The organism is Bradyrhizobium sp. AZCC 1578 (genome assembly GCF_036924675.1).
Classification (GTDB): domain Bacteria; phylum Pseudomonadota; class Alphaproteobacteria; order Rhizobiales; family Xanthobacteraceae; genus Bradyrhizobium.
The window spans coordinates 1,004,668-1,031,577 of record NZ_JAZHRZ010000001.1; the positions used below are offsets into that span (position 1 = coordinate 1,004,668).

At 62.5% G+C, this 26,910-nt stretch carries 23 protein-coding genes and 1 tRNA gene; 6 read left to right on the forward strand and 18 right to left on the reverse strand.

Annotation, left to right across the window (positions count from 1 at the left end):
* Positions 1-121 precede the first annotated feature (121 nt).
* The 10 genes from V1290_RS05280 to rplJ form a co-directional block, all read right to left on the reverse strand.
* Positions 122-439 carry a hypothetical protein gene (locus V1290_RS05280; RefSeq protein ID WP_334363363.1) on the reverse strand — a complete coding sequence of 106 codons (318 nt, stop codon included), beginning with the start codon at positions 437-439 and terminating at the stop codon, positions 122-124.
* Between the two features lie 218 nt (positions 440-657).
* A complete protein-coding gene (locus V1290_RS05285; protein ID WP_334363364.1) occupies positions 658-1,512 on the reverse strand; it encodes an MOSC domain-containing protein in 855 nt (284 codons plus the stop codon).
* Positions 1,490-3,514: an ABC transporter ATP-binding protein gene (locus V1290_RS05290; protein ID WP_334363365.1), complete on the reverse strand. Its 2,025-nt coding sequence runs from the start codon at positions 3,512-3,514 to the stop codon at positions 1,490-1,492. Before V1290_RS05290 ends, V1290_RS05285 begins: the two co-directional genes overlap by 23 nt.
* Before the next feature lie 156 nt (positions 3,515-3,670).
* A complete protein-coding gene (locus tag V1290_RS05295) occupies positions 3,671-5,725 on the reverse strand; it encodes an FAD-dependent oxidoreductase (RefSeq protein ID WP_334363366.1) in 2,055 nt (684 codons plus the stop codon).
* A 236-nt stretch (positions 5,726-5,961) separates the two neighbouring features.
* Positions 5,962-6,876: a helix-turn-helix transcriptional regulator gene (locus tag V1290_RS05300; protein ID WP_334363367.1), complete on the reverse strand. Its 915-nt coding sequence runs from the start codon at positions 6,874-6,876 to the stop codon at positions 5,962-5,964.
* Positions 6,877-6,883: 7 nt separating this feature from the next.
* Complete coding sequence (locus V1290_RS05305; RefSeq protein ID WP_334363368.1) at positions 6,884-7,060, reverse strand: hypothetical protein; 177 nt, start codon at positions 7,058-7,060, stop codon at positions 6,884-6,886.
* A gap of 147 nt (positions 7,061-7,207) precedes the next feature.
* Positions 7,208-11,407, reverse strand: coding sequence for a DNA-directed RNA polymerase subunit beta' (gene rpoC, locus V1290_RS05310; protein ID WP_334363369.1), 4,200 nt, complete (start codon positions 11,405-11,407; stop codon positions 7,208-7,210).
* Between the two features lie 152 nt (positions 11,408-11,559).
* Entirely contained in the window at positions 11,560-15,678 is a 4,119-nt protein-coding gene (gene rpoB, locus V1290_RS05315; protein WP_334363371.1) for a DNA-directed RNA polymerase subunit beta, read from the reverse strand.
* Between the two features lie 370 nt (positions 15,679-16,048).
* Positions 16,049-16,426 carry a 50S ribosomal protein L7/L12 gene (gene rplL / locus V1290_RS05320; RefSeq protein WP_065748157.1) on the reverse strand — a complete coding sequence of 126 codons (378 nt, stop codon included), beginning with the start codon at positions 16,424-16,426 and terminating at the stop codon, positions 16,049-16,051.
* A 50-nt stretch (positions 16,427-16,476) separates the two neighbouring features.
* Positions 16,477-16,995 carry a 50S ribosomal protein L10 gene (rplJ, locus tag V1290_RS05325; RefSeq protein WP_057843567.1) on the reverse strand — a complete coding sequence of 173 codons (519 nt, stop codon included), beginning with the start codon at positions 16,993-16,995 and terminating at the stop codon, positions 16,477-16,479.
* A 612-nt stretch (positions 16,996-17,607) separates the two neighbouring features.
* Between rplJ and V1290_RS05330 the strand changes: the two genes are divergently transcribed.
* Genes V1290_RS05330 through sigJ form a run of 3 tightly spaced genes read left to right on the forward strand, consistent with a single transcriptional unit; the run spans position 17,608 to position 19,382 of the window.
* Positions 17,608-17,985 carry a hypothetical protein gene (locus tag V1290_RS05330; protein ID WP_334363374.1) on the forward strand — a complete coding sequence of 126 codons (378 nt, stop codon included), beginning with the start codon at positions 17,608-17,610 and terminating at the stop codon, positions 17,983-17,985.
* On the forward strand, positions 17,978-18,523 hold the full coding sequence (locus V1290_RS05335) for a hypothetical protein (RefSeq protein ID WP_334363375.1): 546 nt from the start codon (positions 17,978-17,980) through the stop codon (positions 18,521-18,523). Before V1290_RS05330 ends, V1290_RS05335 begins: the two co-directional genes overlap by 8 nt.
* A complete protein-coding gene (gene sigJ, locus V1290_RS05340) occupies positions 18,495-19,382 on the forward strand; it encodes an RNA polymerase sigma factor SigJ (protein WP_334363376.1) in 888 nt (295 codons plus the stop codon). Before V1290_RS05335 ends, sigJ begins: the two co-directional genes overlap by 29 nt.
* An 11-nt stretch (positions 19,383-19,393) precedes the next feature.
* On the opposite strand, the gene V1290_RS05345 is transcribed toward sigJ, so the two are convergent.
* The gene (locus V1290_RS05345; protein ID WP_334363377.1) at positions 19,394-20,065 is read right to left on the reverse strand and encodes an O-methyltransferase; all 672 of its coding nucleotides are present in this window, start codon (positions 20,063-20,065) and stop codon (positions 19,394-19,396) included.
* A gap of 92 nt (positions 20,066-20,157) precedes the next feature.
* Between V1290_RS05345 and V1290_RS05350 the strand changes: the two genes are divergently transcribed.
* Positions 20,158-20,823: a TetR family transcriptional regulator gene (locus V1290_RS05350; protein WP_334363378.1), complete on the forward strand. Its 666-nt coding sequence runs from the start codon at positions 20,158-20,160 to the stop codon at positions 20,821-20,823.
* Here the strand turns inward: V1290_RS05350 and V1290_RS05355 are convergent.
* From V1290_RS05355 to secE, 5 genes are all read right to left on the reverse strand, one after another.
* A complete protein-coding gene (locus V1290_RS05355) occupies positions 20,796-21,755 on the reverse strand; it encodes a 2-hydroxyacid dehydrogenase (protein ID WP_334363380.1) in 960 nt (319 codons plus the stop codon). The genes V1290_RS05350 and V1290_RS05355 overlap by 28 nt on opposite strands.
* Positions 21,756-21,883: 128 nt before the next feature.
* The gene (rplA, locus tag V1290_RS05360) at positions 21,884-22,576 is read right to left on the reverse strand and encodes a 50S ribosomal protein L1 (RefSeq protein WP_057843562.1); all 693 of its coding nucleotides are present in this window, start codon (positions 22,574-22,576) and stop codon (positions 21,884-21,886) included.
* Between the two features lie 6 nt (positions 22,577-22,582).
* Positions 22,583-23,011 carry a 50S ribosomal protein L11 gene (gene rplK, locus V1290_RS05365; RefSeq protein ID WP_028349072.1) on the reverse strand — a complete coding sequence of 143 codons (429 nt, stop codon included), beginning with the start codon at positions 23,009-23,011 and terminating at the stop codon, positions 22,583-22,585.
* 130 nt (positions 23,012-23,141) lie between these two features.
* Positions 23,142-23,672 carry a transcription termination/antitermination protein NusG gene (nusG, locus tag V1290_RS05370; protein WP_028349073.1) on the reverse strand — a complete coding sequence of 177 codons (531 nt, stop codon included), beginning with the start codon at positions 23,670-23,672 and terminating at the stop codon, positions 23,142-23,144.
* 20 nt (positions 23,673-23,692) lie between these two features.
* The gene (secE, locus tag V1290_RS05375) at positions 23,693-23,884 is read right to left on the reverse strand and encodes a preprotein translocase subunit SecE (protein WP_028349074.1); all 192 of its coding nucleotides are present in this window, start codon (positions 23,882-23,884) and stop codon (positions 23,693-23,695) included.
* Between the two features lie 358 nt (positions 23,885-24,242).
* Between secE and V1290_RS05380 the strand changes: the two genes are divergently transcribed.
* Positions 24,243-24,428: a hypothetical protein gene (locus tag V1290_RS05380; protein ID WP_213286265.1), complete on the forward strand. Its 186-nt coding sequence runs from the start codon at positions 24,243-24,245 to the stop codon at positions 24,426-24,428.
* A 92-nt stretch (positions 24,429-24,520) separates the two neighbouring features.
* Here V1290_RS05380 and V1290_RS05385 read toward each other — a convergent pair.
* Positions 24,521-24,596 (reverse strand) — tRNA-Trp (locus tag V1290_RS05385).
* A gap of 148 nt (positions 24,597-24,744) precedes the next feature.
* Between V1290_RS05385 and V1290_RS05390 the strand changes: the two genes are divergently transcribed.
* Positions 24,745-25,968, forward strand: coding sequence for a serine hydrolase domain-containing protein (locus V1290_RS05390; protein WP_334363383.1), 1,224 nt, complete (start codon positions 24,745-24,747; stop codon positions 25,966-25,968).
* A gap of 119 nt (positions 25,969-26,087) precedes the next feature.
* On the opposite strand, the gene V1290_RS05395 is transcribed toward V1290_RS05390, so the two are convergent.
* On the reverse strand, positions 26,088-26,855 hold the full coding sequence (locus tag V1290_RS05395) for an SDR family NAD(P)-dependent oxidoreductase (protein WP_334363384.1): 768 nt from the start codon (positions 26,853-26,855) through the stop codon (positions 26,088-26,090).
* Positions 26,856-26,910: the final 55 nt, after the last annotated feature.

Below are 26,910 nucleotides of genomic sequence, written 5' to 3' on the forward strand. Positions count from 1 at the left end.
GAGCGGCATTCGTCGAGGTTGGTGCCCGTCCAGTACCTTTAGGAATTTCCCATAAGGATTTGAAAGGGTGATCCGTTCCGACGCTGGCGTAGCTCACCGCCTGTCGTTAAGTGGGCGTCTTCTATAAGCGGCGGATAGCTAAGTCAAGCAAAACGAGAACGCTGGAAACGCCTATGGCGTCTGCGGATTCGGCGTTTGCCGCGAAATCGGAAAAGCCGAAATGGCGATGCCCTGCCCTCTTCGGAGCGGATCGAGTCGCATATTTTACCCGGGTAAATACAGCCCGAAACATGATTCCCTGGTTCCAGTTTTCCCCGGCCCGGGCCTCTCTTTGCCATTCCGAGCGCAAAACGTGCGCAACAAGGCCGGAATTCTTCGTGAAGCACACCGATATCGCGATCATCGGCGGCGGCTTCGCCGGTTCGACCGCGGCCGCCATGCTCGGGCGCGTGGGGCATCAGATCTGTCCATTCGACTTCCGCGTTCGGAAAAATCAGCAGCGACGAGCAGTTCGGCCGCTTCTACCAGACCGGAGTCGCCGATTCGGTGCTGCGCTCGGCCACCACGGCGAGAACTGGATCACGCGATTCGGCCACCGAGCGCCAATACGGTATGATGTGTGACGCGCTAATCGGCGCGGTCCGCGCCGAAGGCGGGCTAATCCTGAAGAACGATATCGTCACCCGGGCGAACCAGACCCGCCACCAGCACAGCGGCGTAGACGCCGGCTCTCCCGTCGTGATTCTTTGCTACATACCGCAAAATCTCGGGATTCTCTTCGAGCGACTCCGGATCAATGCTGATCATGCGACAACGGATATCGCGTTCCAGAATGTGGACCGTCAGTTTCGGACCGATCCGCAGTCGCCGGCCGACGAATGCGTCTTCGGCAAAGCTTTCACCGGAATTGAGATCGACATAGAGGTTTTCGCGAAAGCGACGCTTGTCGAGCGTCAAGCCCACCTCGCGGCCAATTCCGTCGATCGTCTGGGTTGCAAGCAACGAAAGCGGGCGACAGTCCGTTAGGGCGCGGTCCGAGCGTATGATGGTCAGGTCGGAAGCGTTGAGCTGATCACCTCCGATCAGACCCAACAGCGCCGGATCGGACGCCGACAGAGTTTTTCCGTTCGGCGCTTCGATCTCAAGCGCCAGATCTTCGCTAGATGGAAACAGCGGTGTCAGGCCAGGACCGCGGGTTTCTGCATCGGTCAGGTTGCCCGGTACAAGCGTCAGCTCGGGACGGCGAAACCTCGGGCGAAATCGTAGCATTTCCTTCCTGCTTCGTGCGGTGAGGAATGGAAAGGCCTTGGGCGCGCCCCCATGATGGACAGCGTAGAGCCGGTCGCCGAGCACGCCGGCAAAGCTGACATAAGCCTCGGGTAGGGATTCTCCCGGCATGCTCTTTACCGGGTAACGCCAAACGCTTTCAAGTCGCCCAACAACCTCATTACAATTCTCGTCTGACATTTCCTGATCGCGGCAGTCTGGACTACTCATCGTCATCATCATCATCGTCGTCTTCGTTGTCGACGTCGGCCTGAGCGGCGGCGTTATACGGCGTGTGGCCCTGGTCGTCCCAGAGCTTGCGATAGACGCCGTTGGCCGCGAGCAACTGCGCATGCGAGCCGCGCTCAATTACCTTGCCGCCTGAAATCACGATGATCTCGTCCATCTCGACCACCGACGTCAGCCGGTGGGTCGACCAGATCATGGTGCGTCCTTCCGCCACCTTCATCAGCGTGCGGTTGATCGCGGCTTCCGTGGTTTGGTCGAGTGCCGAGGTCGCTTCATCGAGCAGCAGCAGCGAGGGATTGCGGATGATGGCGCGCGCGATCGCGATGCGCTGGCGCTGGCCGCCGGACAGCGTGTCGCCGCGCTCGCCGACCGGCGTGTCGTATTTCTGCGGCAGGCTCATGATGTAGCGGTGAATCTCGGCCTTGCGCGCGGCTTCCTCGACCTCCTTGTCGGTGGCGCCTTCCTTGCCAAGCCGGATGTTCTCGCGGATCGACATGTTGAACAGCATGTTGTCCTGGAACACGACGGCCATGCCTCCGCGCAGCGACTCGCGGGTCACGCGGCGGATATCGACGCCGTCGATCGCCACCCGCCCCTCGTCCGGCGTGTAAAGACGCAGGATCAGGTTGAGCAGCGTACTCTTGCCCGAGCCGCTCGGCCCCACGATCGCGATGCGCTTGCCGACATCGAGCTTGAGGCTGAAATTGTCGAGCACCGGCGTCTCGCTGCCTTCGTAGGCAAAGGTGACGCGCTCGAAGGTGATGTCGTTGGTGATCGGCGGCAAATCCGGCGCGCCCGGCCGGTCGGCGCCGCGGGTCGGCTCATCCAGCAGTTCCTGGATGTGCCGCACGGCCGCCGCCGACTGGATCGACACCGGGATGAAATGCATCAAATGGGCGATGTTGTAGGACACCTCCCAGAACGCGCTCTCGAAGGTGACGAAGGTGCCGATGGTGATCTGGCCCTTGGTGGCGAGATAGGCGCCGATCGCCAGCACCACGAGATGCAGCAGCAGCACCGAAATGGTGACGGTGCGCTCCACCATGGTTGACAGGAACACGGCGGACGCCGTCTTGATGCGCACATCCTGGTTGCGCATGGTGAACCAGCCGAGCGTGCGCCGCTGCAGGCTGAACGCCTTGATCACGGCCTGCGCAGCCACGTTTTCCTGCACCGTGCCGAGCAGTGCCGCTTCATTAAGCTTCTGCTCGTAATTCGCCTGCACCGCCTTCGGCGTCAGGATTCGCGGCCCGATCAGCGTGATCGGGAATACCAGGAGGGCGACCGCCGCGAGCTGCCAGTTCAAAAACAGCATCAGGATGATGCCGGCGACCAGTTCCAGGAACGGCAAAGCGGCGCTGTTGGCGAACGTCTTGACCGAGCCCTCAAAGGCCGCGAGGTCGATCGAGAAGCGCGAGAGGATTTCGCCGCGCTTGGTGCGGGCAAAATACGACGCCGGCAGGTTCTGAACGTGCTCGAACAGCCGCGTCCGCACATCGGCAATGACGCACGCTGCCAGCCGCGCATCCCAGCGCTCGTACCAGACCGCGATGATCGAGGTGATGATACCGGCGACCGCGAGCACGCCGAGAATCTTGTAGAGCGCCTGAAAATCCTCTTCGCCCAGCGCATCGTCGATCAGGAATTTCAGGCTCAACGGCATGATGACGTTGAACAGTGTCTCGACGAGAACGCCGAAGGTCACGAAGACGAGCAGCTTCCTGTAATTGCCCAGATACGGCTTGACGAAGCCGTAGAAGGTCGCCAGCGCGCCGGCGGCTTCCTTGGCGGTGAAAACGACGAGGTCCTCGTCATCATCATCGTCGTCGAGCTCGATCTCGTCCTCTTCATCGTCCTTGTCAGCGTCGGGGGGGATGCCGGCCGCCTTACCACCGGCAACGGGCGCAGCGGCAGCCCCGGCCGCGAGCTTCTTCGCCAGCTCGGGATCGTCCGCCGGCGCGGGATTCTGATCATCCGAGGACGGAGGCTTGGGCGCCATGAAACCAACCGATGCTGCACGGCCGGCATGACCGCAAATCGAACGCGGCAGCGGCGGGCGCTACCGCAAGGATTCTATGCGATCGGGATCAATTCGGCAAACATTGGCGTGACCGACCCTGCTTCAGCGGTCACGCTCAATACAACCAGTCGGTGCTCAATCGTCCGATTCGACCTTGTCAAAAAACGAATAGCGCAGGCTGTCGGCGTCGGCATACCACTGCCCCGGCCCCTTGTTGGCAGCCAGCGTCGCTGCCCATACCGCATCGGTGCAGTCGCGCCGGTGCATCGAGAGGTCGAATCCGTTGCCGAAGAATAATTCAGACCACTCCCACCAGGTGCCGAGCTTCTTCACGCCGCGCAACAGATCGTAACGGTCGATCAGTGCAGGGGCCATGTCCGACGTCACCGACCCGAACACCAGGCCGGTCTTCACGACGCGGTTCAGTTCGCGCACCGCCCGCGGGACCTGCTTTTCGGCGACATGACACAGACTGGTCTCGAACACGAAATCGAACTCGTCGTCCTTGAACGGCATGTCGACGATCGAGCCGAGCTTGTTGAACTTCTTCAGCGCCGTCGGCGTCTTGGCGTGAATCGCCCGGTTGTTCTCGATACCCCAGGCATCGATGCCGCGCTCGCGCAGCGCGCCGACCAATTCCCCGCTGGCGGAGCCGGCGACCAGGAGCTTGTAACCCTTGGTCCTGCTCCAGACGATCTTGATCAGTTCCGTCAGATAGGCCGGATCGGTAAACTGGCTCCAGACTTCGCTGTAGGGGCCCAGCCCGCGGTAATTCTCGAAATAGCTGCGATCGATCTTGTCGGGCGATACCTCGCCCTGTTGCGCACGCGCGCGGCGCAACCGCATCATCTCGGTCAAAATGATGTCGGTGGCGGCGTCGGAGGAATCGAGCAGCCCGTTCAGCGTCGAATCGAAAAGATAATCGCCGACCACCACGATTCCCGGATGCTGCTTCGGCTCGGGGCGATGGTTGGTCATGACGTCGCGCACCGGCAGGCCGCCGGGCAGCGCATTCACCGACGACAGCCAGCGGTGAATCTTGCCTTCCAGGAAATGATCGCGGGCGTTGCCGAACGAAGCCGGCAGCGACTTGATGGCGGCATCGATCAGTTCCTGATCGCTGAGATTGGCAAATGCCAGCGCGTCCGAGCCCGCGATCAGCCAGTTGAGCACGCCGTGCCTGCCGACGTCGTGGCGAGCACCCTCGTTGTAGACGCAGCAGCCGCCGAACGCTTCCGACATGAACCAGGCGCCCGGGATCTTCTCGCCCCAGAACGGTTCGTCGAACAGGATCGAGACCCGCAAGTAATGCGCCGGACGGTCGAAATAGGCGACGTGCTTGACCATCGACTTGCGCAATTCCTCGCCGTCCCAGCCCATGGTGGCGAGCCAGGAATGCGGCAGACACATCAAGACCAGATCGAAATCCCGTGTCTCGGGCCCCTTCCCGTTCATCATGTTGAGCTGATAGCGGCCGGCAGCGGTTTTTCCGACCTTCAGCACGCGGTGATTGAGCTGGATGTCAGCATCGACTTCCGAGCGCAGGCATTCGATCAACTGCTCATTGCCGTTCTGGATCGAGTACAGGCCGATGTAGCCGTCGATATCCATCACGAAGTTCTTCAGCGCATTCAGGCCGTTGGTGTTGTGGGCCTCGGTTGCGATATCCGAGCGCGCCATCACCTTGAAGAAGCGTTTGGCCGTGGGATCGTCGACTTCCTTGTCGAGCACTTCCTCGCAGGTCATGTAGGCCCAGGGATGCTCGTTATCGTGGGCGCCGACGCCCTCGTAATATTCGATCGGCGACACCAAATCGGCGCAGCGCTTGCGGAACGCCTCGATCGCAGCCGCGGTCTTCTCGCCATACTTGCGGCGCATGCCCGGCACGTCGTTGAGCAGCACGCCGTCGAGGTGCACCTGCTCGGCGTCCATCGGTATGGTCTGCAATCCGAAATGCTGGATCAGCTCCCGTAAGGGGTCCGGGCCGGTCATCGAATAATCGTAGATTTCGGCGACGCCCGCCTCATACATCGCCGGCGCGGAATCGAATTTGCGCGAGACGATCTTGCCCCCGACCCGGTCGGACGCCTCGTAAATCGTGACGCGGCAGAGATCGCCAAGCTTTTTCTTCAAGTACCAGGCGCTCATCAAGCCGCCTGGGCCGCCCCCAACGATTGCAAGATCCAACATGTAAGTTCCGTCGCCCCTCCGCCGCCCCCTCCCCAAAGGAGGCGCCGGTCTAAACTAAATTACCAAAAGCCCTTTTCACCCTGAAGGGAAGATGAACAAAGCAGGTCCTCGCACCGCAACAAAGAAAGAAAGCAGCAAAAAGGCCGCCTTGCGCCGGCCTTTTGTCTTCGCACCGTATTCTTGCGGGGTCTCATTCTGCCGGCCGTTTCGCCTCCGGAGCTGCACGGCGCGGTTGTCTAACTCCCACGAAACGCCTTGCCGGCGAGCAGGCTGACAAGTTCCTGCTGGCGTGACAGACCGGTCTTCGATAGCACGGCCTTGAGCTGGCTGCGCACCGTCTCCCGATTGACGCCCGTCGCATCCGCAAGCGCATCGATGGTGACAGCCTGGCCAATGCCCCGCGCCACGCGCGCCTCCGCCGGCGTCAGGTCGAACAAGCCTTGCAGGACTTCCGCCGTCGGCACCACGGCGCGATCGACCGGCGTCACCACCAATAGTGCGGTGGCCTGGGTGAAGATATCGCGCGCATCGCCGCGCACGGGGATCATATGTAGCACCATCGGCACGCGGTCTGCCGTCGCAGCGATCGGTATCGATTTGACGGTACGACCATCAGCAAGAGACCGCGGACCGAGCGCTTCCGCAAGCAGCGCGTCCGCCGCGACATCCGTCATCGTGACGCGCTCGATACGATCCTGAAACAGCGAAGGGACCAGCGCTTCGAACAGACCGTTTGCGGCGAACACCTGGCCGCGCCCGCGCAACACCGCGCCCGGCAGGCCAAGCACCTGCAACGCGTCAGCCTGCGCACGGGCGCGCTCGAAGCCGATGCGGTTTGCCGCAAGCGAAGCCCGGGCCAGATGCGGTCGCAGCCCATCCAGCAAGGCGACGACTTCGCGCGGCACCGGGCCATGATCTTGATGCCGCGGCATCACGATCGCGATTGAATCGCCGCTCGGCATCGGAATGATCGTCCCGGCGCGGTAGCCAAGGCCGTGTTTGCGGTAAAAGTTGCAATAGACGTCGTTGGTCGCAATCTCCTCCTCCGAGAGGAGATCATAGTCAGTGACGAAGCCTGCATGATTGAGGGCAATGGCGCGCGGCAGATTTGGATCGCGTTCGCTCCATCCCTCTCCCATGAACACCGGCATGAGCTGGTCATATTCGACAGAATTGACCGCGCTCGTGTAGCCATCGCGCAACGCCGAACAGAAAGCCGCCGTTGCCGCCGATCGCTGCGCTGAGTTCGCCGAGCACAGCCGGCCAAAGCGACGGAATAAGCCCCGCCTCGTAAATGCGGTCGATCAGGGGTTCAGAATGAGCCGAGTCGCTCATGGGGAATTGCAAACATTACCGTTATGGCAGGAGGCCATTTCCTGACTTGATAGCAGCGGTCACCCATCCGGGTGAAGCAATATCGTCGCTCGTAAAAAGAAAAAGCCGGCTTCGCAGCCGGCTTTCCTGTTGATTGGCGTGGAACCCTTACTCCGCCGGCGGCAGCGCCAGCGGTTCGGCTTCCGGAGCGGTCGGTACGATGGCCGCCTGCTTCTCGCGTTCGTCCAGGATCAGCTTGTCGCGCTTGACGGCGACTTCGCGGATCTTGGCCATCGAGGCGCCGGTGCCCGCCGGGATCAGCCGGCCGACAATGACGTTTTCCTTGAGGCCTTCCAGCGGGTCCACCTTGCCGTTGACGGCGGCTTCGGTGAGCACGCGGGTGGTCTCCTGGAACGAGGCCGCCGAGAAGAACGAGCGGGTCTGCAGGCTCGCCTTGGTGATGCCGAGCAGAACCGGCGTTCCCGTGGCGGGCTTCTTGCCCTCTTCTTTGGCCTTCAGGTTGAGCGCGTCGAACTCGATCTTGTCGACCTGCTCGCCCGAGATCATGTCGGTGTCGCCCTGGTCGGTGACCTCGACCTTCTGCAGCATCTGACGGACAATCACCTCGATGTGCTTGTCGTTGATGAGCACGCCCTGCAACCGGTAGACCTCCTGGATTTCGTTGACCAGATAGGCAGCGAGTTCCTCGATGCCCTTGATCGCCAGGATGTCGTGCGGCGCCGGATTGCCTTCGACGATGAAATCGCCCTTTTCGACGATGTCGCCGTCCTGCAGATGGATGTGCTTGCCCTTCGGGATCAGGTACTCGCGCGGCTCCTCGGTCTTGTCCATCGGCTCGATCGAGATGCGGCGCTTGTTCTTGTAGTCGCGGCCGAAACGGATCGTGCCGGCGATTTCCGCGATGATCGCCGCGTCCTTCGGCTTGCGGGCCTCGAACAGTTCGGCCACCCGCGGCAGACCGCCGGTGATGTCGCGGGTCTTGGCGCTTTCGGTCGAGATACGCGCCAGGATGTCGCCGGCCTTGACCTTCGCGCCGGTATCTACCGACAGGATGGCGTCGACCGACAGCATGTAGCGGGCATCGCCGCCGCGCGGCAGCTTGAGCACCTTGCCGTCCTTGCCCTTGACCACGATGGCCGGACGCAGGTCGGCACCACCGCGCGACGCACGCCAATCGATGACGACGCGCTTGGCGATACCGGTGGATTCGTCGAGCGTTTCCGAGATCGACTGACCCTCGACGAGGTCCTCGAACCCGATGGTGCCCTCGACTTCGGTGAGAACCGGACGGGTGTAGGGATCCCACTCCGCGATGCGCTGGCCGCGCTTGACCATGTCGCCTTCGTCGACGTGCATGCGCGCGCCGTACTGAATGCGGTGGGTCGCACGCTCGGTTCCGTCGGCATCGACGATCGCAACGACCATGTTGCGAACCATCGCGATCAAGTGACCTTCGCTGTTTCGGGCGATGGACTTGTTCTTGATGGTGACCTTGCCCTCGAAGTTCGATTCGACGAACGACTGCTCGTTGATCTGCGCCGCGCCGCCGATGTGGAACGTGCGCATCGTGAGCTGCGTGCCGGGCTCACCGATCGACTGGGCGGCGATGACGCCGACCGCCTCGCCGTGATTGACCGGCGTGCCGCGGGCCAGATCGCGGCCGTAGCACTTGCCGCAGATGCCGTTGACGAGTTCGCAGGTCAGCGCCGAGCGAATCTTCACTTCCTGGATGCCGGCCTGCTGGATGGCGTCGACATGCGTCTCCTCCATCAGCGTGCCGCGCTTGACCACGACCTTGTTGGTCGCGGGATCGCGCAGATCCTCGCCCGCGGTGCGGCCGAGAATACGCGAGGCCAGCGAAGCAACGACCGTGCCGGCATCCACGATGGCGCGCATCTTGATGCCGAGCTTGGTGCCGCAATCGTCCTGCGTGATGATGCAGTCCTGCGCGACGTCGACCAGGCGGCGGGTCAGGTAACCGGAGTTCGCGGTCTTCAACGCGGTGTCCGCGAGACCCTTGCGGGCGCCGTGGGTCGAGTTGAAGTATTCGAGCACCGACAGACCTTCCTTGAAGTTGGAAATGATCGGCGTCTCGATGATCTCACCCGACGGCTTCGCCATCAGGCCGCGCATGCCGGCGAGCTGACGCATCTGGGCCGGCGAACCGCGCGCGCCCGAATGCGCCATCATGTAGATCGAGTTGATGTCGGCGTCGGCGCCCTTCGGCGTCTTCTTGGTCGAGGAGATTTCCTTCATCATCTCCTTGGCGATTTCTTCGGTCGCCTTCGACCAGGCGTCGACCACCTTGTTGTACTTCTCGCCATGGGTGATCAGGCCGTCGTTGTACTGCTGCTCGAAATCCTTCGCCAGCGTACGGGTGGTGTCGACGATCTTCCACTTGCTGTGCGGCACGACCATGTCGTCCTTGCCGAAGGAGATGCCGGCCTTGAACGCATTGTAGAAGCCGAGCGCCATGATGCGGTCGCAGAAGATCACGGTCTCCTTCTGACCGCAGTGGCGGTAGACCTGGTCGATCACGCCGGAGATTTCGCGCTTGGTCATCAGCTTGTTGATGATCTCGTACGAAATCCGCGGGTTCTTCGGCAGCACGTTGCCGAGCATGACGCGGCCCGCAGTGGTCTCGATCCAGCGCTTGGTCGCCTTGCCGCTCTCGTCGGTGCCCTCCCACCGGTACTTGATCTTGGTGTGGAGGTGGATGACCTTCGAATGCAGGGCGTGCTCGAGCTCGGCCATGTCGCCGAAGATCTTGCCCTCGCCGGGCAGGCCTTCACGCATGATCGAGAGATAATAGAGGCCGAGCACGATGTCCTGCGACGGCACGATGATCGGCTGACCGTTCGCCGGATGCAGGATGTTGTTGGTCGACATCATCAGGACGCGCGCTTCCAACTGCGCTTCCAGCGACAGCGGAACGTGCACGGCCATCTGGTCGCCGTCGAAGTCGGCGTTGAACGCCGCGCAAACCAGCGGATGGAGCTGGATCGCCTTGCCTTCGATCAACACCGGCTCGAACGCCTGGATGCCGAGGCGGTGCAGCGTCGGCGCGCGGTTGAGCAGCACCGGATGCTCGCGGATCACCTCGTCGAGGATATCCCAGACCTCGGGACGCTCCTTTTCGACCAGCTTCTTTGCCTGCTTCACGGTGGTGGACAGACCCTTGGCGTCGAGCCGCGAGTAGATGAACGGCTTGAACAGTTCGAGCGCCATCTTCTTCGGCAGGCCGCACTGATGCAGCCGCAACTCGGGACCGACCACGATCACCGAACGGCCCGAATAGTCGACGCGCTTGCCGAGCAGGTTCTGCCGGAAACGGCCCTGCTTGCCCTTGAGCATGTCGGCCAGCGACTTCAGCGGGCGCTTGTTGGCGCCGGTGATGACTCGGCCGCGGCGGCCGTTGTCGAACAGCGCGTCGACAGCCTCCTGCAGCATGCGCTTTTCATTGCGGATGATGATGTCGGGCGCGCGCAGCTCCATCAGCCGCTTCAAGCGGTTGTTGCGGTTGATGACGCGGCGGTAGAGGTCGTTGAGATCCGAGGTCGCGAAGCGGCCGCCGTCGAGCGGCACCAGCGGACGCAGGTCCGGCGGAATCACCGGCACCACGGTCAGGATCATCCACTCCGGCTTGTTGCCGGAATAGCGGAACGCTTCGACGATCTTCAGGCGCTTGGCGAGCTTCTTGTGCTTGATGTCGGATTCAGTCTCCTGCATCTCCGCGCGCAGGGACTGCTCGAGCTTTTCGAGCTCAAGACCCTTCAACAGCTCGCGAATCGCTTCCGCCCCGATCATGGCGGTGAACGAATCCTGGCCGTATTCGTCCTGCGCCTTCAGGTACTCGTCTTCCGACAAGAGCTGACGGTCCTTGAGCGCGGTCAGCCCCGGCTCCAGCACGACGTAGTATTCGAAGTACAGGATCCGCTCGAGATCCTTCAGCGTCATGTCAAGCAGAAGGCCGATGCGCGACGGCAGCGACTTCAGGAACCAGATGTGGGCAACAGGTGCCGCCAGTTCGATATGACCCATGCGCTCGCGCCGGACGCGCGACAGCGTCACTTCGACCGAGCACTTTTCGCAGATGATGCCCTTGTACTTCATGCGCTTGTACTTGCCGCACAAGCACTCGTAATCCTTGATCGGCCCGAAGATGCGGGCGCAGAACAGGCCGTCGCGCTCCGGCTTGAAGGTCCGGTAGTTGATGGTCTCCGGCTTTTTGATCTCGCCGTAGGACCAGGACAGAATCTTCTCCGGGGACGCAATCGAGATCCGGATCTGGTCGAAGACCTGGGCCGGAGTCGTCGGATTGAAGAGATTCATAATTTCTTGGTTCATCGTCTTCTCCTCGCGTGCCGGTCGTCACCGGCAGCAAATTCGAAACTTTTATTTGGTGCGCGCCCCACTCAACGTCCGAGAGGAGCGCGAATGCCCGGACCTTTTGCGCGAAGCTTGCCTCGCGCTTTGGGCCGGACATGGAATCTCAAGCGTTACTCAGCCGCCTCGGACGTCGGCGCCGGTCCCATCTTGGAATTGTGCAGGTCGACGTTGAGGCCGAGCGAGCGCATTTCCTTGACCAGCACGTTGAACGATTCCGGAATACCCGCCTCGAACGTGTCGTCGCCACGCACGATCGCCTCGTACACCTTGGTACGGCCGGCAACGTCGTCCGACTTCACGGTCAGCATTTCCTGCAGCGTGTAGGCCGCGCCGTAGGCTTCCAGCGCCCACACCTCCATTTCGCCGAAACGCTGGCCGCCGAACTGCGCCTTGCCGCCCAGCGGCTGCTGGGTGACGAGCGAGTACGGACCGATCGAACGCGCGTGGATCTTGTCGTCGACCAGATGGTGCAGCTTGAGCATGTAGATGTAGCCCACCGTCACCTTGCGATCGAAGGCGTCGCCGGTGCGGCCGTCATAGACGGTCGACTGGCCGGAGGCGTCGAAGCCCGCGAGCTTCAGCATCTCCTCGATGTCCGCTTCCTTGGCGCCGTCGAACACCGGCGTCGCGATCGGCACGCCGTGGCTCAGATTGCGGCCCAGCTCCATCAGCTCGTTGTCGTTCAGCGTCTTGATGGTTTCATCGTCGCCATAGATCTTCTTCAAGGTCTCGCGCAGCGGCTTGAGATCCTGCTTCTGATAATAGCCGTCGATGGTCTGGCCGATGCGCTTGCCGAGGCCGGCGCAGGCCCAACCGAGATGCGTCTCCAGAATCTGGCCGACGTTCATGCGCGAGGGCACGCCGAGCGGATTGAGCACGATATCCGCGTGCGTACCGTCCTCGAGGAACGGCATGTCCTCGATCGGAACGATCTTGGACACCACGCCCTTGTTGCCGTGGCGGCCGGCCATCTTGTCGCCGGGCTGGATCTTGCGCTTCACCGCGACAAAGACCTTGACCATCTTCATCACGCCGGGCGGCAACTCGTCGCCACGCTGCAGCTTTTCGACCTTGTCGAGGAAGCGCTGTTCAAGGCCCTTCTTCGATTCGTCGTACTGCTTCCGCATCGCCTCGATTTCGGCCATCAGCTTGTCGTTCGGTGACGCGAACATCCACCACTGCGACTTCGGATACTCCTCGAGCACGGCGCGCGTGATCTTGGTGTCCTTCTTAAAGCCCTTCGGACCCGCGATGCCCTGGCGGTTTTCCAGCAGCTCGGCGAGGCGGCCGTAGACGTTACGGTCAAGGATCGCCTGCTCGTCGTCACGGTCCTTGGCCAGACGCTCGATCTCTTCCCGCTCGATCGCCAGCGCGCGCTCGTCCTTGTCGACGCCGTGGCGGTTGAACACGCGCACTTCCACGATCGTGCCCTGCACGCCCGGAGGCACGCGCAGCGAGGTGTCGCGGACGTCGGAAGCCTTTTCGCCGAAGATGGCGCGCAAAAGCTTTTCTTCCGGCGTCATCGGGCTTTCGCCCTTCGGCGTGATCTTGCCGACCAGGATGTCGCCGGCGCGGACTTCGGCGCCGATATAGACGATGCCGGCTTCATCTAGGTTTTTCAGCGCTTCTTCCGAAACGTTCGGAATGTCGCGGGTGATTTCCTCAGGTCCGAGCTTGGTGTCGCGGGCCATCACCTCGAACTCCTCGATGTGGATCGAGGTGAAGACGTCGTCCTTCACGATCCGCTCGGAGAGCAGGATCGAGTCTTCGAAGTTGTAGCCATTCCACGGCATGAACGCGACCAGCACGTTGCGGCCGAGCGCGAGCTCGCCGAGATCGGTCGAGGGACCGTCGGCGATGATGTCGCCCTTCTTGACGATGTCTCCGACCTTCACCAGCGGACGCTGGTTGATGCAGGTCGACTGGTTGGAGCGCTGGTACTTCATCAGCCGGTAGATATCGACGCCCGACTTGGTCGGATCGAGATCTTCGGTGGCGCGGATCACGACGCGGGTGGCGTCGATCTGGTCGATCACGCCGGAACGGCGGGCGGCGATCGCGGCACCGGAGTCACGGGCCACCACGCCTTCCATGCCGGTACCGACGAACGGCGCCTCGGCGCGAACCAGCGGCACCGCCTGGCGCTGCATGTTCGAGCCCATCAGCGCGCGGTTGGCGTCGTCGTTCTCGAGGAACGGGATCAGCGCCGCGGCAACAGAGACGAGCTGCTTCGGCGACACGTCCATATAGTCGACCTTGTCCGGCGTGATCGGCAGCACTTCGCCGGCGTGACGGCAGACGATCAGGTCTTCGGTGAAGCGGCCCTTGGCATCGAGCGGCACGTTGGCCTGCGCCACGCGATAACGGCCCTCCTCCATCGCCGAGAGGTACACGACCTCGTCGGTGACGCGACCGTCCTTCACCTTGCGGTAGGGCGTTTCGACGAAGCCGTACTTGTTGACGCGGGCGAACGTCGCCAGCGAGTTGATCAGGCCGATGTTCGGACCTTCCGGCGTCTCGATCGGGCAGATGCGGCCGTAATGCGTCGGATGCACGTCGCGCACCTCGAAGCCGGCGCGCTCGCGGGTCAGACCGCCCGGTCCAAGCGCCGACAGACGGCGCTTGTGGGTGATCTCCGACAGCGGGTTGGTCTGATCCATGAACTGCGAGAGCTGGGACGAGCCGAAGAACTCGCGCACCGCGGCAGCCGCCGGCTTGGCGTTGATCAGGTCCTGCGGCATCACGGTGTCGATATCGACGCTGGACATGCGCTCCTTGATCGCGCGCTCCATGCGCAGGAGACCGATGCGATACTGGTTCTCCATCAGCTCGCCGACCGAACGCACACGGCGGTTACCGAGATGGTCGATGTCGTCGATCTCGCCCTTGCCGTCGCGCAGGTCGACCAGCGTCTTGATGACCGCCAGGATGTCTTCCTTGCGCAGCGTGCGGTGGGTGTCGGGCGCATCGAGTTCGAGGCGCATGTTCATCTTGACGCGGCCGACCGCGGAGAGGTCATAACGCTCGGCGTCGAAGAACAGCGACTGGAACATGGTCTGGGCCGAATCGATCGTCGGCGGCTCGCCCGGACGCATCACGCGGTAGATGTCGAACAGCGCGTCTTCACGCGTCATGTTCTTGTCGGCATGCAGCGTGTTGCGGATGTAGGCACCGACATTGACGTGGTCGATGTCGAGCAGCGGCAGTTCCTTGTAGCCCTGCTCGTTCAATGCCTTCAGCGACTTCTCGGTGAGCTCCTCGCCGGCCTCGGCGTAGATTTCACCGGTCTTCGGGTTGACGAGATCCTCGGCGAGATAGTTGCCGATCAGCTCTTCATCCGACAGGCGCAGGGCTTTCAGGCCCTTTTCCTGCAACTGGCGCGCCGCGCGCACGGTCAGCTTCTTGCCGGCCTCGAGCACCACCTTGCCGGTGTCGGCGTCGATCAGGTCGTTGATGGTCGAGTAGCCGCGGAAACGGGCGGCGTCGAACGGCACGCGCCAGCCGTCCTTGGCGCGCTTGAAATTGATCTTCTTGTAGAAGGTGGACAGAATCGTCTCGCCGTCGAGACCGAGCGCGTACATCAGCGAGGTCACGGGGATCTTGCGGCGGCGGTCAATGCGCGCGAACACGATGTCCTTGGCGTCGAACTCGATGTCGAGCCAGGAACCGCGATACGGAATCACGCGCGCGGCAAACAACAGCTTGCCGGACGAATGAGTCTTGCCCTTGTCGTGGTCGAAGAACACGCCGGGCGAACGGTGCATCTGCGAGACGATGACGCGCTCAGTGCCGTTGACGACGAAGGTGCCGTTCATGGTCATGAGCGGGATGTCGCCCATGTAGACGTCCTGCTCCTTGATGTCCTTGACCGACTTGGCGCCGGTTTCCTCGTCGATATCGAACACGATCAGGCGCAGTGTCACCTTCAGCGGCGCAGCATAGGTCATGCCGCGCTGGCGGCACTCGTCGACGTCGTATTTCGGCGGCTCGAATTCGTAGCGGACGAATTCCAGCATCGAGGTGCCGGAGAAATCCGAGATCGGGAACACTGAGCGGAACACCGCCTGCAGGCCCTCGTCCAGCCGGCCGCCCGGAGGTTCATCGACCATCAGGAACTGGTCGTAAGACGCCTTCTGAACCTCGATCAGGTTCGGCATCTCGGCGACTTCCTTGATGTGTCCGAAGAACTTGCGGACCCGTTTGCGACCGGTGAATGTCTGCTGCGCCATCGTGGCCTCTCATTTTCGTCGCCTTAGTAGGCGAACCTTCCGAAGCGCGACTGCCATCGCCCCCGGGTTGAATTGTCGAATCGCTCAAAAGGAACAAAGCCCACTTTCAGGAATTAAATCCTGAACCCGCACTTTAGACCTTCAAAACGCAAAACGACGCGCGGGCGCATGACTGCACCCGCCCGTCATAACTGGTGGTTTCACGGACTGAAAAAGCCCGAAATCTGACTGTCTCCCAACGGGTTACGCCGGGAACCCTGCCGTCCCCGCCGCCTACCGTCTTTTCCTGCTGCCGCCACGATATGGGGCGGAATAGTGGAGATTCGAGGGGCTAACCCCAAGAATCCCCACACTTTTCTGTGTAGTACGCTTACTTCAGCTCAACCTTGGCGCCAGCCTTTTCGAGCTGGGCCTTGAGTTTGTCGGCCTCTTCCTTGTTCACGCCTTCCTTGACCGGCTTGGGCGCGCCTTCGACGAGGTCCTTAGCTTCCTTGAGGCCCAGGCCGGTAATGGCGCGGACTTCCTTGATGACTTCGATCTTCTTTTCGCCAGCGGAAGCGAGAACGACGGTGAAGTCGGTCTTTTCTTCAGCCGGAGCAGCAGCGGCGCCGCCACCCGCGGGACCGGCAACCGCCACGGCGGCAGCGGCGGAAACGCCCCACTTTTCTTCGAGGAGCTTCGCGAGCTCGGCAGCTTCGAGCACAGTGAGGCTCGAGAGGTCGTCGACGATTTTCTGTAGGTCAGCCATTGATCAGTTCCTTAAAGGTTTGGTTCGAACCAGATTTGATTTGCGAAGGGTCAGGCCGCTTCACTCTTTGAGGCATAGGCCTGGACGACGCGCGCGAGCTTGGCCGCGGGCGCAGTGGAGAGCTGAGCGATCTTGGTCGCCGGCGCCACCAGGAGGCCGACAAGCTTGCCGCGCAATTCGTCCAGCGACGGCAAGGAGGCAAGTGCCTTCACGCCGTTCACATCCAGGACGGTTTTACCCATCGAGCCGCCGAGAATGACGAACTGCTCGTTCGTCTTTGCGAACTCCATGGCAACCTTCGGCGCCGCTACCGGATCGTTTGAAGTCGCGATCACGGTCGGCCCCTTCAAAAGGGAGCCAATGGCAACGACGTCCGTGCCTTCAAGAGCAATTTTGGCGAGACGGTTCTTCGAGACCTTCACCGACGCGCCCGCCTGCTTCATCTGCGTACGCAGCTTCTGCATCTGGGCCACGGTGAGGCCGGAATAATGGGCGACGACTGCAACGCTCGTGGTCTTGAAGACCTCGTTCAGCGCCTCAACCGCGTCCTTTTTTGCCGCTCTTTCCACAGCAAGCTCTCTCCGGTTGGCGGCCTTCGCTTACGAGCGAGACCGCCGGGTTGCACCCATCGTCTCGCCCAAAACCTGACCTCTAGACACCAGTCTCAAGGACACGCCGGGCAGACGACATTTGAAAAGCCTGCCCTCCCGAACCAGATGGCGCGGGGTGTCGAGGTTCGAACCAAATCAGCCATGGCGCCGCGCAAGGCGACGCTAAAGCGAAATCCGGTCTTCACCCGTCTATGCAGGCTATAAGATTAAGCCGTTGAGGAACTTGCGTTTCTTCGCGGGCGCCTGCAGTCTCGGACAGGATCGGGGCCATCCGGCAAGCCGAAGGACCCCTGCCGCATTCCACGAAACGATGAGTTTTCGTTCCTTTCGAGCAATCCATGCGGATGTCCTGAAAGGAATGATCTCCTACCGTAACGGGTTTTCGGAATGCGCGCACAGACGTGCCAGCAGCTACGGCCAGCACGCCTGGAAGCCGTTGTTTAACGAGTCTTGCCCGGCTTGCCAAGAGCAAAATTCACACCAGTTCACGGACCGGCCGGACAACAATTTTTCTTTGATGGTTCCGTCACACCGGCGACGTTTGCCTCGTCTTGGCCGCAGGAGGTTCTCATGCGGCGTCAGTTGGCAGCCATTCTTGCAATACCCACGGTTCTGAACGGGCTGGTCATGCTCGTGGCCGGACCGCTCTGGTATCAAACCGTGCCCGGGGTGCCGGACACCGGCCCGTTCAACCCACATTTTGTTCAGGACATCGGTGCGGCGTTCCTCGTGGCCGGCCTGGCACTGGCCGCGCGGGCATGGCGCCCCCGCTATTGGCCCGCGGCCGCGGCAGGCGCCGGCTTCCTCGCCGCGCACGGTCTGATCCACCTGATGCTGATCGTTAGCGGGCACGCCCACAACGCCTCGTTCGATCTTCTTGCCGTGGTCCTGCCCTCCGCACTCGCCCTCTATTCCGCCTTTCCCAACCAAGGAGAACAATATGCGTAGTTGGATAGCCCGCCGCAGTTTGCGCGCATTCGCCAAACGCTACGGTTACGACGTCAGCTATCTCGAAATGATGCTGATCGAATCGCCTGGCGCCTTTTTCAAGTTCGCGCCCATCATGAAGGCGGCCGCGCACCGCGAGGCGGTCCCGACCGATGCGAGTTTCGCTGCCAAAATCGTCGGCGCGCTGGCGGAGGATTGCGGCCCCTGCACGCAACTGGTCGTCGACATGGCGCTGGAAGCGGGCATGGCCAAGGACCAGATTGAGGCGGTTCTTCGCCGCGATCCGCGCGCAATGAATGATGCGACCATGCTCGGGTTCCGGTTTGCCGACGCCGTGGTGCGCCGCTCCGCCAACGACGACGAGTTTCGCGACGCCGTCCGCGCCCAATGGGGCTCGAAAGGCGTGATAGACCTGACCATGGCGCTGCAGCTCGGCCGCATGTTCCCGATGGTGAAAGCCGGGCTCGGCTATGCCAAGGAGTGCCGCCGCGTCTCGGTGAATGGGCACGATGTCGATGTCGTCAAACAGGCTGCATGACGGCGACCCGCTGGCGCCCCATCGCGGGCGTCTGCTCGGGCTCGCCTATCGCATGCTCGGCAGCCGCAGCGACGCCGAAGACGTCGTGCAGGACGCCTATCTCCGCTTTGCCGGCGCCCAGGATGTCCGCAACGCGGAAGCGTTTCTCGTCACCATCGTGACACGGCTTTGTCTCGATCGCCTGAAGAGCGCGAAGGCGCAGCGGGAGATCTATATCGGGCCTTGGCTTCCGGAGCCGGTGTGCGACGCGGAAAGCCTGTCGGCCGAAGCCGCCACCGAACTGGCCGACGACCTATCGTTCGCCTTGTTGCTGGCGTTGGACCGGCTTTCTCCGATGGAGCGCGCGGCCTTCCTGCTGCACGATGTGTTCGACACGCCGTTTTCCGAAATCGCCGCGATGCTCGACCATAGCGAGGCCGCCTGTCGTCAACTTGCCTCGCGCGCCCGCCGAGCGGTGCGCGACAACCGCCCGCTACCCGCGGCCGCGCCGGACAATCACGCGCGCCTGTTGCGTGCTTTTAGCGAAGCGGTTGCCAGCGGCGACGTCAGCCGGCTGGCCGAATTGCTGCGCGAGGACGCGGTTGCGATCACCGATGGCGGCGGCCGCAAATTCGCGGCACGCAATCCGATTGTTGGGAAAGACAAGGTCGCCCGCTTCTTCGTCGGCATTGCCGGCAAAACCGCCGGCCAGGACGTCCGTATCGAGCCGGCTGTCATCAACGGCGCCATTGGCGCGCTACTCTATCTCGATGGCGAACTCGACCTCACCTTGAGCATGGCGATCGATGGCGAAAGAATCGCCGCGATCTATGTCGTCCGCAATCCCGACAAGCTGCGCCACGTGCCGCGCCCCAGTTGAATGCGGATCGGTCAGCAGGAACCGATCCGCATGGATAGCTCGACGTCCTCGCCGAATGGCGTGGACAGATAGCCGCCGGCCGACGCGCGCACGCGCGCCAGATAGTCGGGGCTGTCATCGGCATTGTCGGCGACGATTAAGGCGCCCGGCCGAAGTCGGCTCTCGATCAGGCTCAGGATTTCCGGATAGAGCGCTTTGGCCCCGTCGAGCAGCAGCAGGTCGAGCGTATCGGGGAGATCGACGCTGAGCGTCTGCAGGGCGTCCCCTTCCCGGATCTCCACGAGGTCGATGAGACCGCCGGAGCTCAAATTATCGCGGGCCCGCGCCACCTTGGATGGCTCGAACTCGCTGGTGATCAAGCGGCCGCCGCCATTGTCCCGCAGCGCCGCAGCGAGATGCAGGGTCGAGATGCCGAACGAGGTCCCGAACTCGACGATCGTCCGCGCGCGAGAGCTTCGCGCCAGCATATAGAGCAGCGCGCCGGTTTCTCGCGAGATGGCGAGCGGCGCATTCTTCAGGCGCCCGTAGAGGTCGCGGTAATCGGTCTTGCTCCGCATCATGCGCGCCCGGGCTTCGTGCGAGAGATCGGCCACGGCAGCCTCGGTCTCTGCTGAGGCCGCGTCGGCCTCTTCGAACAGGCGATCCAACAGCGGCGCAAGCGGGGTGGTGGTCAGGGTGGTCATGCAGGTCTCCGGTCTGGGTGAGCGCGTCGTTGCGCCGGACTAAAAATACGACTAATCATTCGCGTTATCTAATCGCATTCCCGGCGCTCCTGATGACCGACCGTCGAAGCCCTTCAGTTTCCTCGCGAAAACGGCCCCAGCAGGCCCGCTCGACCGAGCTCGTCGCGGCGATCCTGGGTGCTGCTGTTCAGGTTTTGGAGAAGGAAGGCGCACAACGCTTCACGACGGCGCGGGTGGCCGAGAAGGCCGGTGTCAGCGTCGGATCGCTGTATCAATACTTCCCGAACAAGGCGGCGATCCTCTTCCGCCTCCAAAGCGACGAATGGCGCGAGACGACCGAGCTGCTGCGCGGCATCCTTGAGGACGTCCGGAGACCGCCGCTCGAACGGCTGCGTACGCTGGTCCACGCCTTCATCCGCTCGGAATGCGATGAGGCCGCGGTGCGTATCGCACTCGATGACGCTGCCCCGCTCTACCGCGATGCGCCGGAGGCGCACGAAGCGAGGGCGGCGGGAAACCGCACTGCCCAGCTCTTCATGCAGGAAGCGCTGCCCGAAGCCTCGGAGGCGACGCGTGCACTGGCCGGTGAGCTGATCACAACGACGCTCAGCGCGGTGGGAAAGCAGTTTTCGGAAAGTCCTCGAACCCCTGCCGAGATCGAGACCTATGCCGACGCCATGGCGGATATGTTTTGCGCCTACCTCGAAGGGCTCGCGCACCGCGGAGACGATCAGGCGGAGCTTGACGTCACGGGGTGAGCGAGCGGCTTGCCGGCGAAGAACGCCTCAAGATTGGCCAACACGCAGTTCTGCATCGCCACATGCGACTCCAGCGTATGGCCGCCGATATGCGGTGACAGCACGACGTTGGGCAGCGCCGTCAGCGCGTCCGGAGCATGCGGCTCCTTGGCGTAGACGTCGAGGCCGGCGCCGGCGATGGTCTGGTCGGACAGCGCCGCGATCAGGGCCGGCTGGTCGATCACCGAGCCGCGCGAAATGTTGACGACATAACCCTCCCTGCCGAGCTTGCGCAGGATATTGGCGTCAACGGCGTGGTTGGTGTCCGCGCCCGCACGTACCGCGATCATCAGGACACTGCACCATTCGGCCAGCGCATCAAGCGTCGGAAAATATTGATATGGAACGTCGTGCTGGCGACGGCTGAAATAGCCGACCTCGGTCTCGAACGCGGCCACCCGCGCCGCGATCTTGCGGCCGATTTCGCCCATGCCGTAGACGCCGATTTTTCGGCCAAGCATGCCCGCCTGCGGTCGCATCATCGGCGAAGGCTTTGCGGCCGCCCAACTGCCGCCCCGTACGTAATCGTCAGCCACCAGTAACCGCCGCGTAGCCGCCAGCATCAGCGTGACCGCGATGTCCGCGACCGACGCCGCATTGGCGCCTGGGCTGTGACCGACGGCGATCTTCCGTTTCGCCGCCGCCACCAGATCGACGCCGTCATAACCGGTGCCGTAGCAGATGATCGCGCCCAGTTTCGGCATCATGTCCATCGCGTCGCCACGAAGCGGCGTGCCGCCCGCCGTGATCAGCGCTCTGATGTCCGCAAGTTGCTCGGCGGAGAACACCTCATTCGGCGCCTTGCCGGCGGCGTTCAGCAGTTCAAAGCGTTCGCCAAAGCGCTCCATCTGGGCTTTCGGGAAACGCGAATAGATCAGGACTTTCTCGGGCATTGTTCTTCCTTCTTGCCAAGTCCTTGCCAAGTCCGACGGGGCGACGATTACGCAAAAGCGACATCAAACGCAAAGGGCGGAATCGGTCGCCCGATTCCGCCCCTGCAATTCACTAAAACCGCCACGAACTAGCCGAGCAGCGTGCCCGGCTCGACCTTGACGCCCGGGCCCATGGTGGAGGAGACCGCTACGCGCTGGATGTAGGTACCCTTGGCGCCGGCCGGCTTTGCCTTCGCCACAGCATCCGCAAGCGCCTTGACGTTCTGCACCAGCTTTTCCTCGGAGAACGACGCCTTGCCGACACCGGCCTGCACGATGCCGGCCTTCTCGACGCGGAATTCGACCGAGCCGCCCTTGGCGCCCTTCACGGCTGACGTGACGTCCATCGTCACGGTGCCGATCTTCGGGTTCGGCATCATGCCGCGCGGGCCGAGCACCTTACCAAGGCGGCCAACCAGCGGCATCATGTCGGGGGTTGCGATACAACGGTCGAAGTCGATCGTGCCGCCCTGGACCTTCTCGACCAGGTCTTCGGCGCCGACGACGTCAGCACCGGCAGCCTTGGCTTCGTCCGCTTTGGCGCCACGGGCGAACACGCCGACGCGCAGCGTGCGGCCGGTGCCGTTCGGCAGGTTGACGACGCCGCGAACCATCTGGTCGGCGTGGCGCGGGTCGACGCCGAGATTGATCGCGATCTCGATCGTCTCGTCGAACTTCGACGTGGCGCGTTCCTTGACCATCTTGATGGCATCCGCGAGCGGATAGAGCTTCTCGCGGTCGATGCCCTCACGGACCTTCTTCAAACGTTTTCCGATTGCCATGGTCCGTTACCCCGCAACTTCCAGACCCATCGAACGGGCGGAGCCCTCGACCATCTTCATGGCCGACTCGACGGAATCGCAATTGAGATCCTTCATCTTCTTCTCGGCGATCTCGCGCACCTGCGCGCGTGTCACCTGGCCCGCCTTGTCGCGGCCCGGAGCTTTCGAGCCGGACTGGATCTTGGCAGCCTGCTTGAGGAAGTAGGACATCGGCGGCGTCTTCATCTCGAAAGTGAAGGAACGGTCCGCATAGATGGTGATGATCACCGGGATCGGGGTGTTCTTTTCTTCCTTCTGCGTCTGCGCGTTGAACGCCTTGCAGAATTCCATGATGTTGAGGCCGCGCTGACCAAGCGCGGGGCCGATCGGGGGAGACGGATTGGCCGCACCCGCCGGCACCTGAAGCTTCAGGTATCCGGTCACTTTCTTTGCCATGTATCACTCCTGTTGTGCCGGCCGGGGCCGGCGGTTTCAGGGTCCGTGGTTCGGTTGAAGCGCGGTTGGCGACCGCCCTCATCCTCCCACGGCCTTAGTTGACGCGAAGACAAGCTTCGCGCCGCTCCGATCAGACCTTCTCGACCTGACCGAATTCCAGTTCGACGGGCGTGGCGCGGCCGAAGATCGACACCGCGACCTTCACGCGCGAACGCGCTTCGTCAATTTCCTCGACCACGCCGGAGAACGACGCGAACGGACCATCGGCCACGCGGACGTTCTCGCCGATTTCAAACGACACCGTGGCCTTCGGCCGCTCAACACCTTCCTGCACCTGCTGCAGGATGTGCATCGCCTCGGATTCGGAGATTGGCATCGGCTTGTTTTCGGCGCCGAGGAAGCCCGTCACCTTTGGCGTGTTCTTGATGAGATGGAACGCCTCGTCGGTCAGTTTCATCTTCACCAGCACGTAGCCCGGGAAGAACTTGCGCTCCGCATCGATCTTGCGGCCGCGGCGCACCTCGGTGACCTTTTCGGTCGGCACCAGCACCTGGTCGAACAGTTCCTCGAGCCCGCGCTGCTTCGCCTGCTCGCGGATCGATTCCGCCACCTTCTTCTCGAAATTCGAGTAGGCGTGAACGATATACCAGCGCTTGTCCATCGTAAGGGTTCCGGTGCTCATCATTGGACGCCCAGCAGGAAGGTGACGACGTAGCGGATGATCAAATCCGACAGGAAGAAAAAGATCGAAGCCAATGCGACCATCACGAAGACCATGATCGTCGTGATCGTCGTCTCGCGGCGCGTCGGCCAGGTGACCTTGGCGGTCTCCGAGCGCACTTCCTGCAAGAATTTGAACGGGCTGAAAGCCATCGTTGGTTACCGCGTCCTTCGTGAGACGATTGCGATTTAAAGCGAATTCAAACAGCCCTCTAGTGCCCAGCCCTCTCTCGAAGGATGAGCCGCCAAGCGGGCTCGATTGTTCGGGGGAATTCAAAGCCGCGCCGGATATCCGCATCTCAACGGGCCGGCAGCAGGTGGCGGGTATCTACTGCCGCCCGGGCAAAAGGTCAAGGTACGGGGTGCCGCGGCCCCTGGCGGCCGGCTGAACGGGACGGAGCCATTTGGTTAACCCGCCGGTACCGGGTCGGCTCAAATGCACCCAAGGCCGCCACCCTGATTTTAAAAGCTCTTGAGTATCCTGTTTGCTGCACTGGGAAGTGAGACGACCATGGCACTATTGGGCCAAGACTACGAAAGACCTTCGGGCGAGACCGCGTGGACCATTCTCGACGCGGCACACGACCTCGGCGACACCGTTACCGTCGATGCCTGCCGGCGGGTGATCGATGCCGACCTGCGCGGCGACACGCCGGCCACCTCGGACATGGCGGTCCTTTCCGCGTTCTTCGGCTAATTGCCGGGCAGCGCCAGGGAAATCACCGCGGATTGATCGATCCGCGAAGGATCGCCGGCCTGTCGAAAATCAGCGCAAGTATTTGATTTAGCTGGCAGGAGTGGCAGGGCTCGAACCTGCGACCCCCGGTTTTGGAGACCGGTGCTCTACCAATTGAGCTACACTCCTGCAGGGAACCGGCGCTTGCGTCGGTTCGTGCCGTTTCAAGCATAGGGCATGCCCCGATTGCAAGGGCGAAGCAGCCTACCGCCCTATCCAAAGCACGCCTTCTGCGCCAGACTTGGTCACCACAACAACAAGCGCAACGGGAGAGACCATGAACGCGCAGACCGCCGCCCGGCAGACTTCCGCCCCCCAGACCCCTTCGCTCCCGCAGGCCAAGCCCGAAACCATCGGCCTCTCGAGCGTCCGCCTGCAGCGGATGTCGGACGCTTTCAAGCGCGAGGTGGACAAGGGAACCCTGCCCGGCGCCACGGTGATGGTGGCGCGGCGCGGCCAGATCGGCTGGTTCGATGCGATCGGCCGCCAGAGCCCGGTAGCCAGCGCGCCGATGGCGCAGGACAGCATCTTCCGTATCTTCTCGATGACCAAGCCGATCGTCTCGGTCGGCATCATGATGCTGGTCGAGGACGGCCACTTCATCCTTGGCGATCCCGTCGCCAAATTCATTCCGGAGTTTGCCGACCAGAAGGTCGGCGTCGAAAACAACGGCCAGCTCGAGCTGGTGCCGGCGAAGCGGCAGATGACGGTTCAGGACCTGCTGCGGCATACGTCCGGCCTGACCTACGACCACACCGGTAATGGCCTCGTCCAGCAGCTCTATCAGCAGTCGCGGCTGCGCAGTCGCAAGATCACCAACGCCGAGCACGCGACCATGATCGCCGGCATGCCGCTGATCTGCCAGCCCGGCGCCGAATGGAACTACAGCCGCTCGACCGACGTCTTGGGCCGCATCATCGAAGTCGTCTCCGGCAAATCGCTCGGCGCGTTCCTGACCGAACGCGTCCTGGCACCGCTGCAGATGGCCGAGACCGCTTTCCATACCTCAGAAGCCAACGCCGGCCGCCTCGCCGAACCGTTCGCGAATGATCCGTGGAATGGGGACAAGGTGCAGCTCTTCAACATGCTGGAGAAGCCCGCGATGGAATCCGGCGGCGGCGGGCTGGTCTCGACCACCATGGACTATGCGCGGTTCTGCCAGATGCTGCTTAACGGGGGCGCGCTCGATGGCAACAGGATCATCGGCCGCAAGACGCTGGAATTGATGGCATCGGATCATCTCGCCCCAGGCGTGAAGGTCTCTTCGCCACTGATGCCGCCCGGTCATGGTTTTGGCCTCGGCTTCGCGGTTCGCACTCACAGAGGCATCGCGCCGTTCCCGGGATCGCTCGGCCAGTTCTTCTGGAGCGGCATGGCCGGCACGTTCTTCTTCATCGATCCCGCGGAAGACCTGTTCACGGTCTTCATGATGCAGGGGCCCGGCCAGCGCGAATACATCCGCAACATGCTGCGGGATCTGGTGTACGCGGCGGTAGAGTGATTTCTCGTGCCCCGGACGCGATGCGTCGCTGAGCCGGGGCCTACCACCTTCGCCGCGGTTCGCATGGGTCCCGGCTCTGCGGAGCAGCGCTGGCGCTGCACCGCGTCCGGGACACGAGATCAACTGATCGTCGCGCCGCCGTCGATCACGATGGTCTGCCCCGTCATGAAGTCGCCGGCCTTCGACCCCATCAGCACCGCAGCGCCCGCGATTTCGTCCGGCACGCCGATGCGCAAGAGCGGCGAGCGCGCGGTGGAAGCTTTCAGCGTCTCCGGATTGTCCCACAGCGCTTTCGCAAAATCGGTCTTGATCAGGCCGGGCGCGATGCAGTTCACGCGGATATTGTGCTTGCCGTATTCGCAGGCCAGATTGCGCGCGAGTTGCATGTCGGCCGCCTTCGAGATCGCGTAGGCGCCGAGCACGGTCGACCCCTTCAACCCGCCGATCGAGGAGACGATGATGATCGAGCCGTCCTTGCGCTCGATCATCTGCGGCACCACCATGTTGATCAGCCAATTGTTGGCGACGATGTTGTTGTCCAGAATCTTGCGGAACTGTTCATCGGAGATGCCGCCGAGCGGGCCGTAATAGGGATTGGACGCGGCGTTGCAAACCAGCACGTCGATCTTGCCGAAGGCGCGGTTGGACTCGTCGACGAGATTTTGCAGGTTTTCCTTGCTGGAAATGTTCGCGGCGATCGCGACCGCCGTCCCCGTGCCGAACTTGTCGTTGATTTCCTTGGTGACTTGGTCGCAAACATCCTGCTTGCGCGAGGAGATCGCGACCTTCGCGCCGTGCTCGGCCATCCGCTCGGCGATGGCGCGGCCGATGCCGCGCGTCGAGCCGGTGATGACGGCGACTTTCCCGGTCATATCGAACAAGCTCATGTCTCTCTCCCCGATGTTGATCCAGCGCGATGCCGGTTTCGTCTTCAATTCGAAC

What these genes read in the sequence shown, in the direction of transcription:
- V1290_RS05295 (WP_334363366.1), bottom strand. Translation starts at nt 5,725, where the DNA reads ATGTTGGATCTTGCAATCGTTGGGGGCGGCCCAGGCGGCTTGATGAGC.
- V1290_RS05390 (WP_334363383.1), top strand. Translation starts at nt 24,745, where the DNA reads ATGAACGCGCAGACCGCCGCCCGGCAGACTTCCGCCCCCCAGACCCCT.
- V1290_RS05280 (WP_334363363.1), bottom strand. Translation starts at nt 439, where the DNA reads ATGGCGGCCGCGGTCGAACCGGCGAAGCCGCCGCCGATGATCGCGATA.
- V1290_RS05355 (WP_334363380.1), bottom strand. Translation starts at nt 21,755, where the DNA reads ATGCCCGAGAAAGTCCTGATCTATTCGCGTTTCCCGAAAGCCCAGATG.
- rpoB (WP_334363371.1), bottom strand. Translation starts at nt 15,678, where the DNA reads ATGGCGCAGCAGACATTCACCGGTCGCAAACGGGTCCGCAAGTTCTTC.
- V1290_RS05335 (WP_334363375.1), top strand. Translation starts at nt 17,978, where the DNA reads ATGCGTAGTTGGATAGCCCGCCGCAGTTTGCGCGCATTCGCCAAACGC.
- V1290_RS05345 (WP_334363377.1), bottom strand. Translation starts at nt 20,065, where the DNA reads ATGACCACCCTGACCACCACCCCGCTTGCGCCGCTGTTGGATCGCCTG.
- rplA (WP_057843562.1), bottom strand. Translation starts at nt 22,576, where the DNA reads ATGGCAATCGGAAAACGTTTGAAGAAGGTCCGTGAGGGCATCGACCGC.
- rplK (WP_028349072.1), bottom strand. Translation starts at nt 23,011, where the DNA reads ATGGCAAAGAAAGTGACCGGATACCTGAAGCTTCAGGTGCCGGCGGGT.
- sigJ (WP_334363376.1), top strand. Translation starts at nt 18,495, where the DNA reads ATGTCGATGTCGTCAAACAGGCTGCATGACGGCGACCCGCTGGCGCCC.
- V1290_RS05395 (WP_334363384.1), bottom strand. Translation starts at nt 26,855, where the DNA reads ATGAGCTTGTTCGATATGACCGGGAAAGTCGCCGTCATCACCGGCTCG.
- V1290_RS05305 (WP_334363368.1), bottom strand. Translation starts at nt 7,060, where the DNA reads ATGAGCGACTCGGCTCATTCTGAACCCCTGATCGACCGCATTTACGAG.
- rplL (WP_065748157.1), bottom strand. Translation starts at nt 16,426, where the DNA reads ATGGCTGACCTACAGAAAATCGTCGACGACCTCTCGAGCCTCACTGTG.
- nusG (WP_028349073.1), bottom strand. Translation starts at nt 23,672, where the DNA reads ATGGACAAGCGCTGGTATATCGTTCACGCCTACTCGAATTTCGAGAAG.
- secE (WP_028349074.1), bottom strand. Translation starts at nt 23,884, where the DNA reads ATGGCTTTCAGCCCGTTCAAATTCTTGCAGGAAGTGCGCTCGGAGACC.
- V1290_RS05330 (WP_334363374.1), top strand. Translation starts at nt 17,608, where the DNA reads ATGCGGCGTCAGTTGGCAGCCATTCTTGCAATACCCACGGTTCTGAAC.
- rpoC (WP_334363369.1), bottom strand. Translation starts at nt 11,407, where the DNA reads ATGAACCAAGAAATTATGAATCTCTTCAATCCGACGACTCCGGCCCAG.
- V1290_RS05300 (WP_334363367.1), bottom strand. Translation starts at nt 6,876, where the DNA reads ATGCCGGTGTTCATGGGAGAGGGATGGAGCGAACGCGATCCAAATCTG.
- V1290_RS05380 (WP_213286265.1), top strand. Translation starts at nt 24,243, where the DNA reads ATGGCACTATTGGGCCAAGACTACGAAAGACCTTCGGGCGAGACCGCG.
- V1290_RS05350 (WP_334363378.1), top strand. Translation starts at nt 20,158, where the DNA reads ATGACCGACCGTCGAAGCCCTTCAGTTTCCTCGCGAAAACGGCCCCAG.
- V1290_RS05285 (WP_334363364.1), bottom strand. Translation starts at nt 1,512, where the DNA reads ATGATGATGATGACGATGAGTAGTCCAGACTGCCGCGATCAGGAAATG.
- V1290_RS05290 (WP_334363365.1), bottom strand. Translation starts at nt 3,514, where the DNA reads ATGGCGCCCAAGCCTCCGTCCTCGGATGATCAGAATCCCGCGCCGGCG.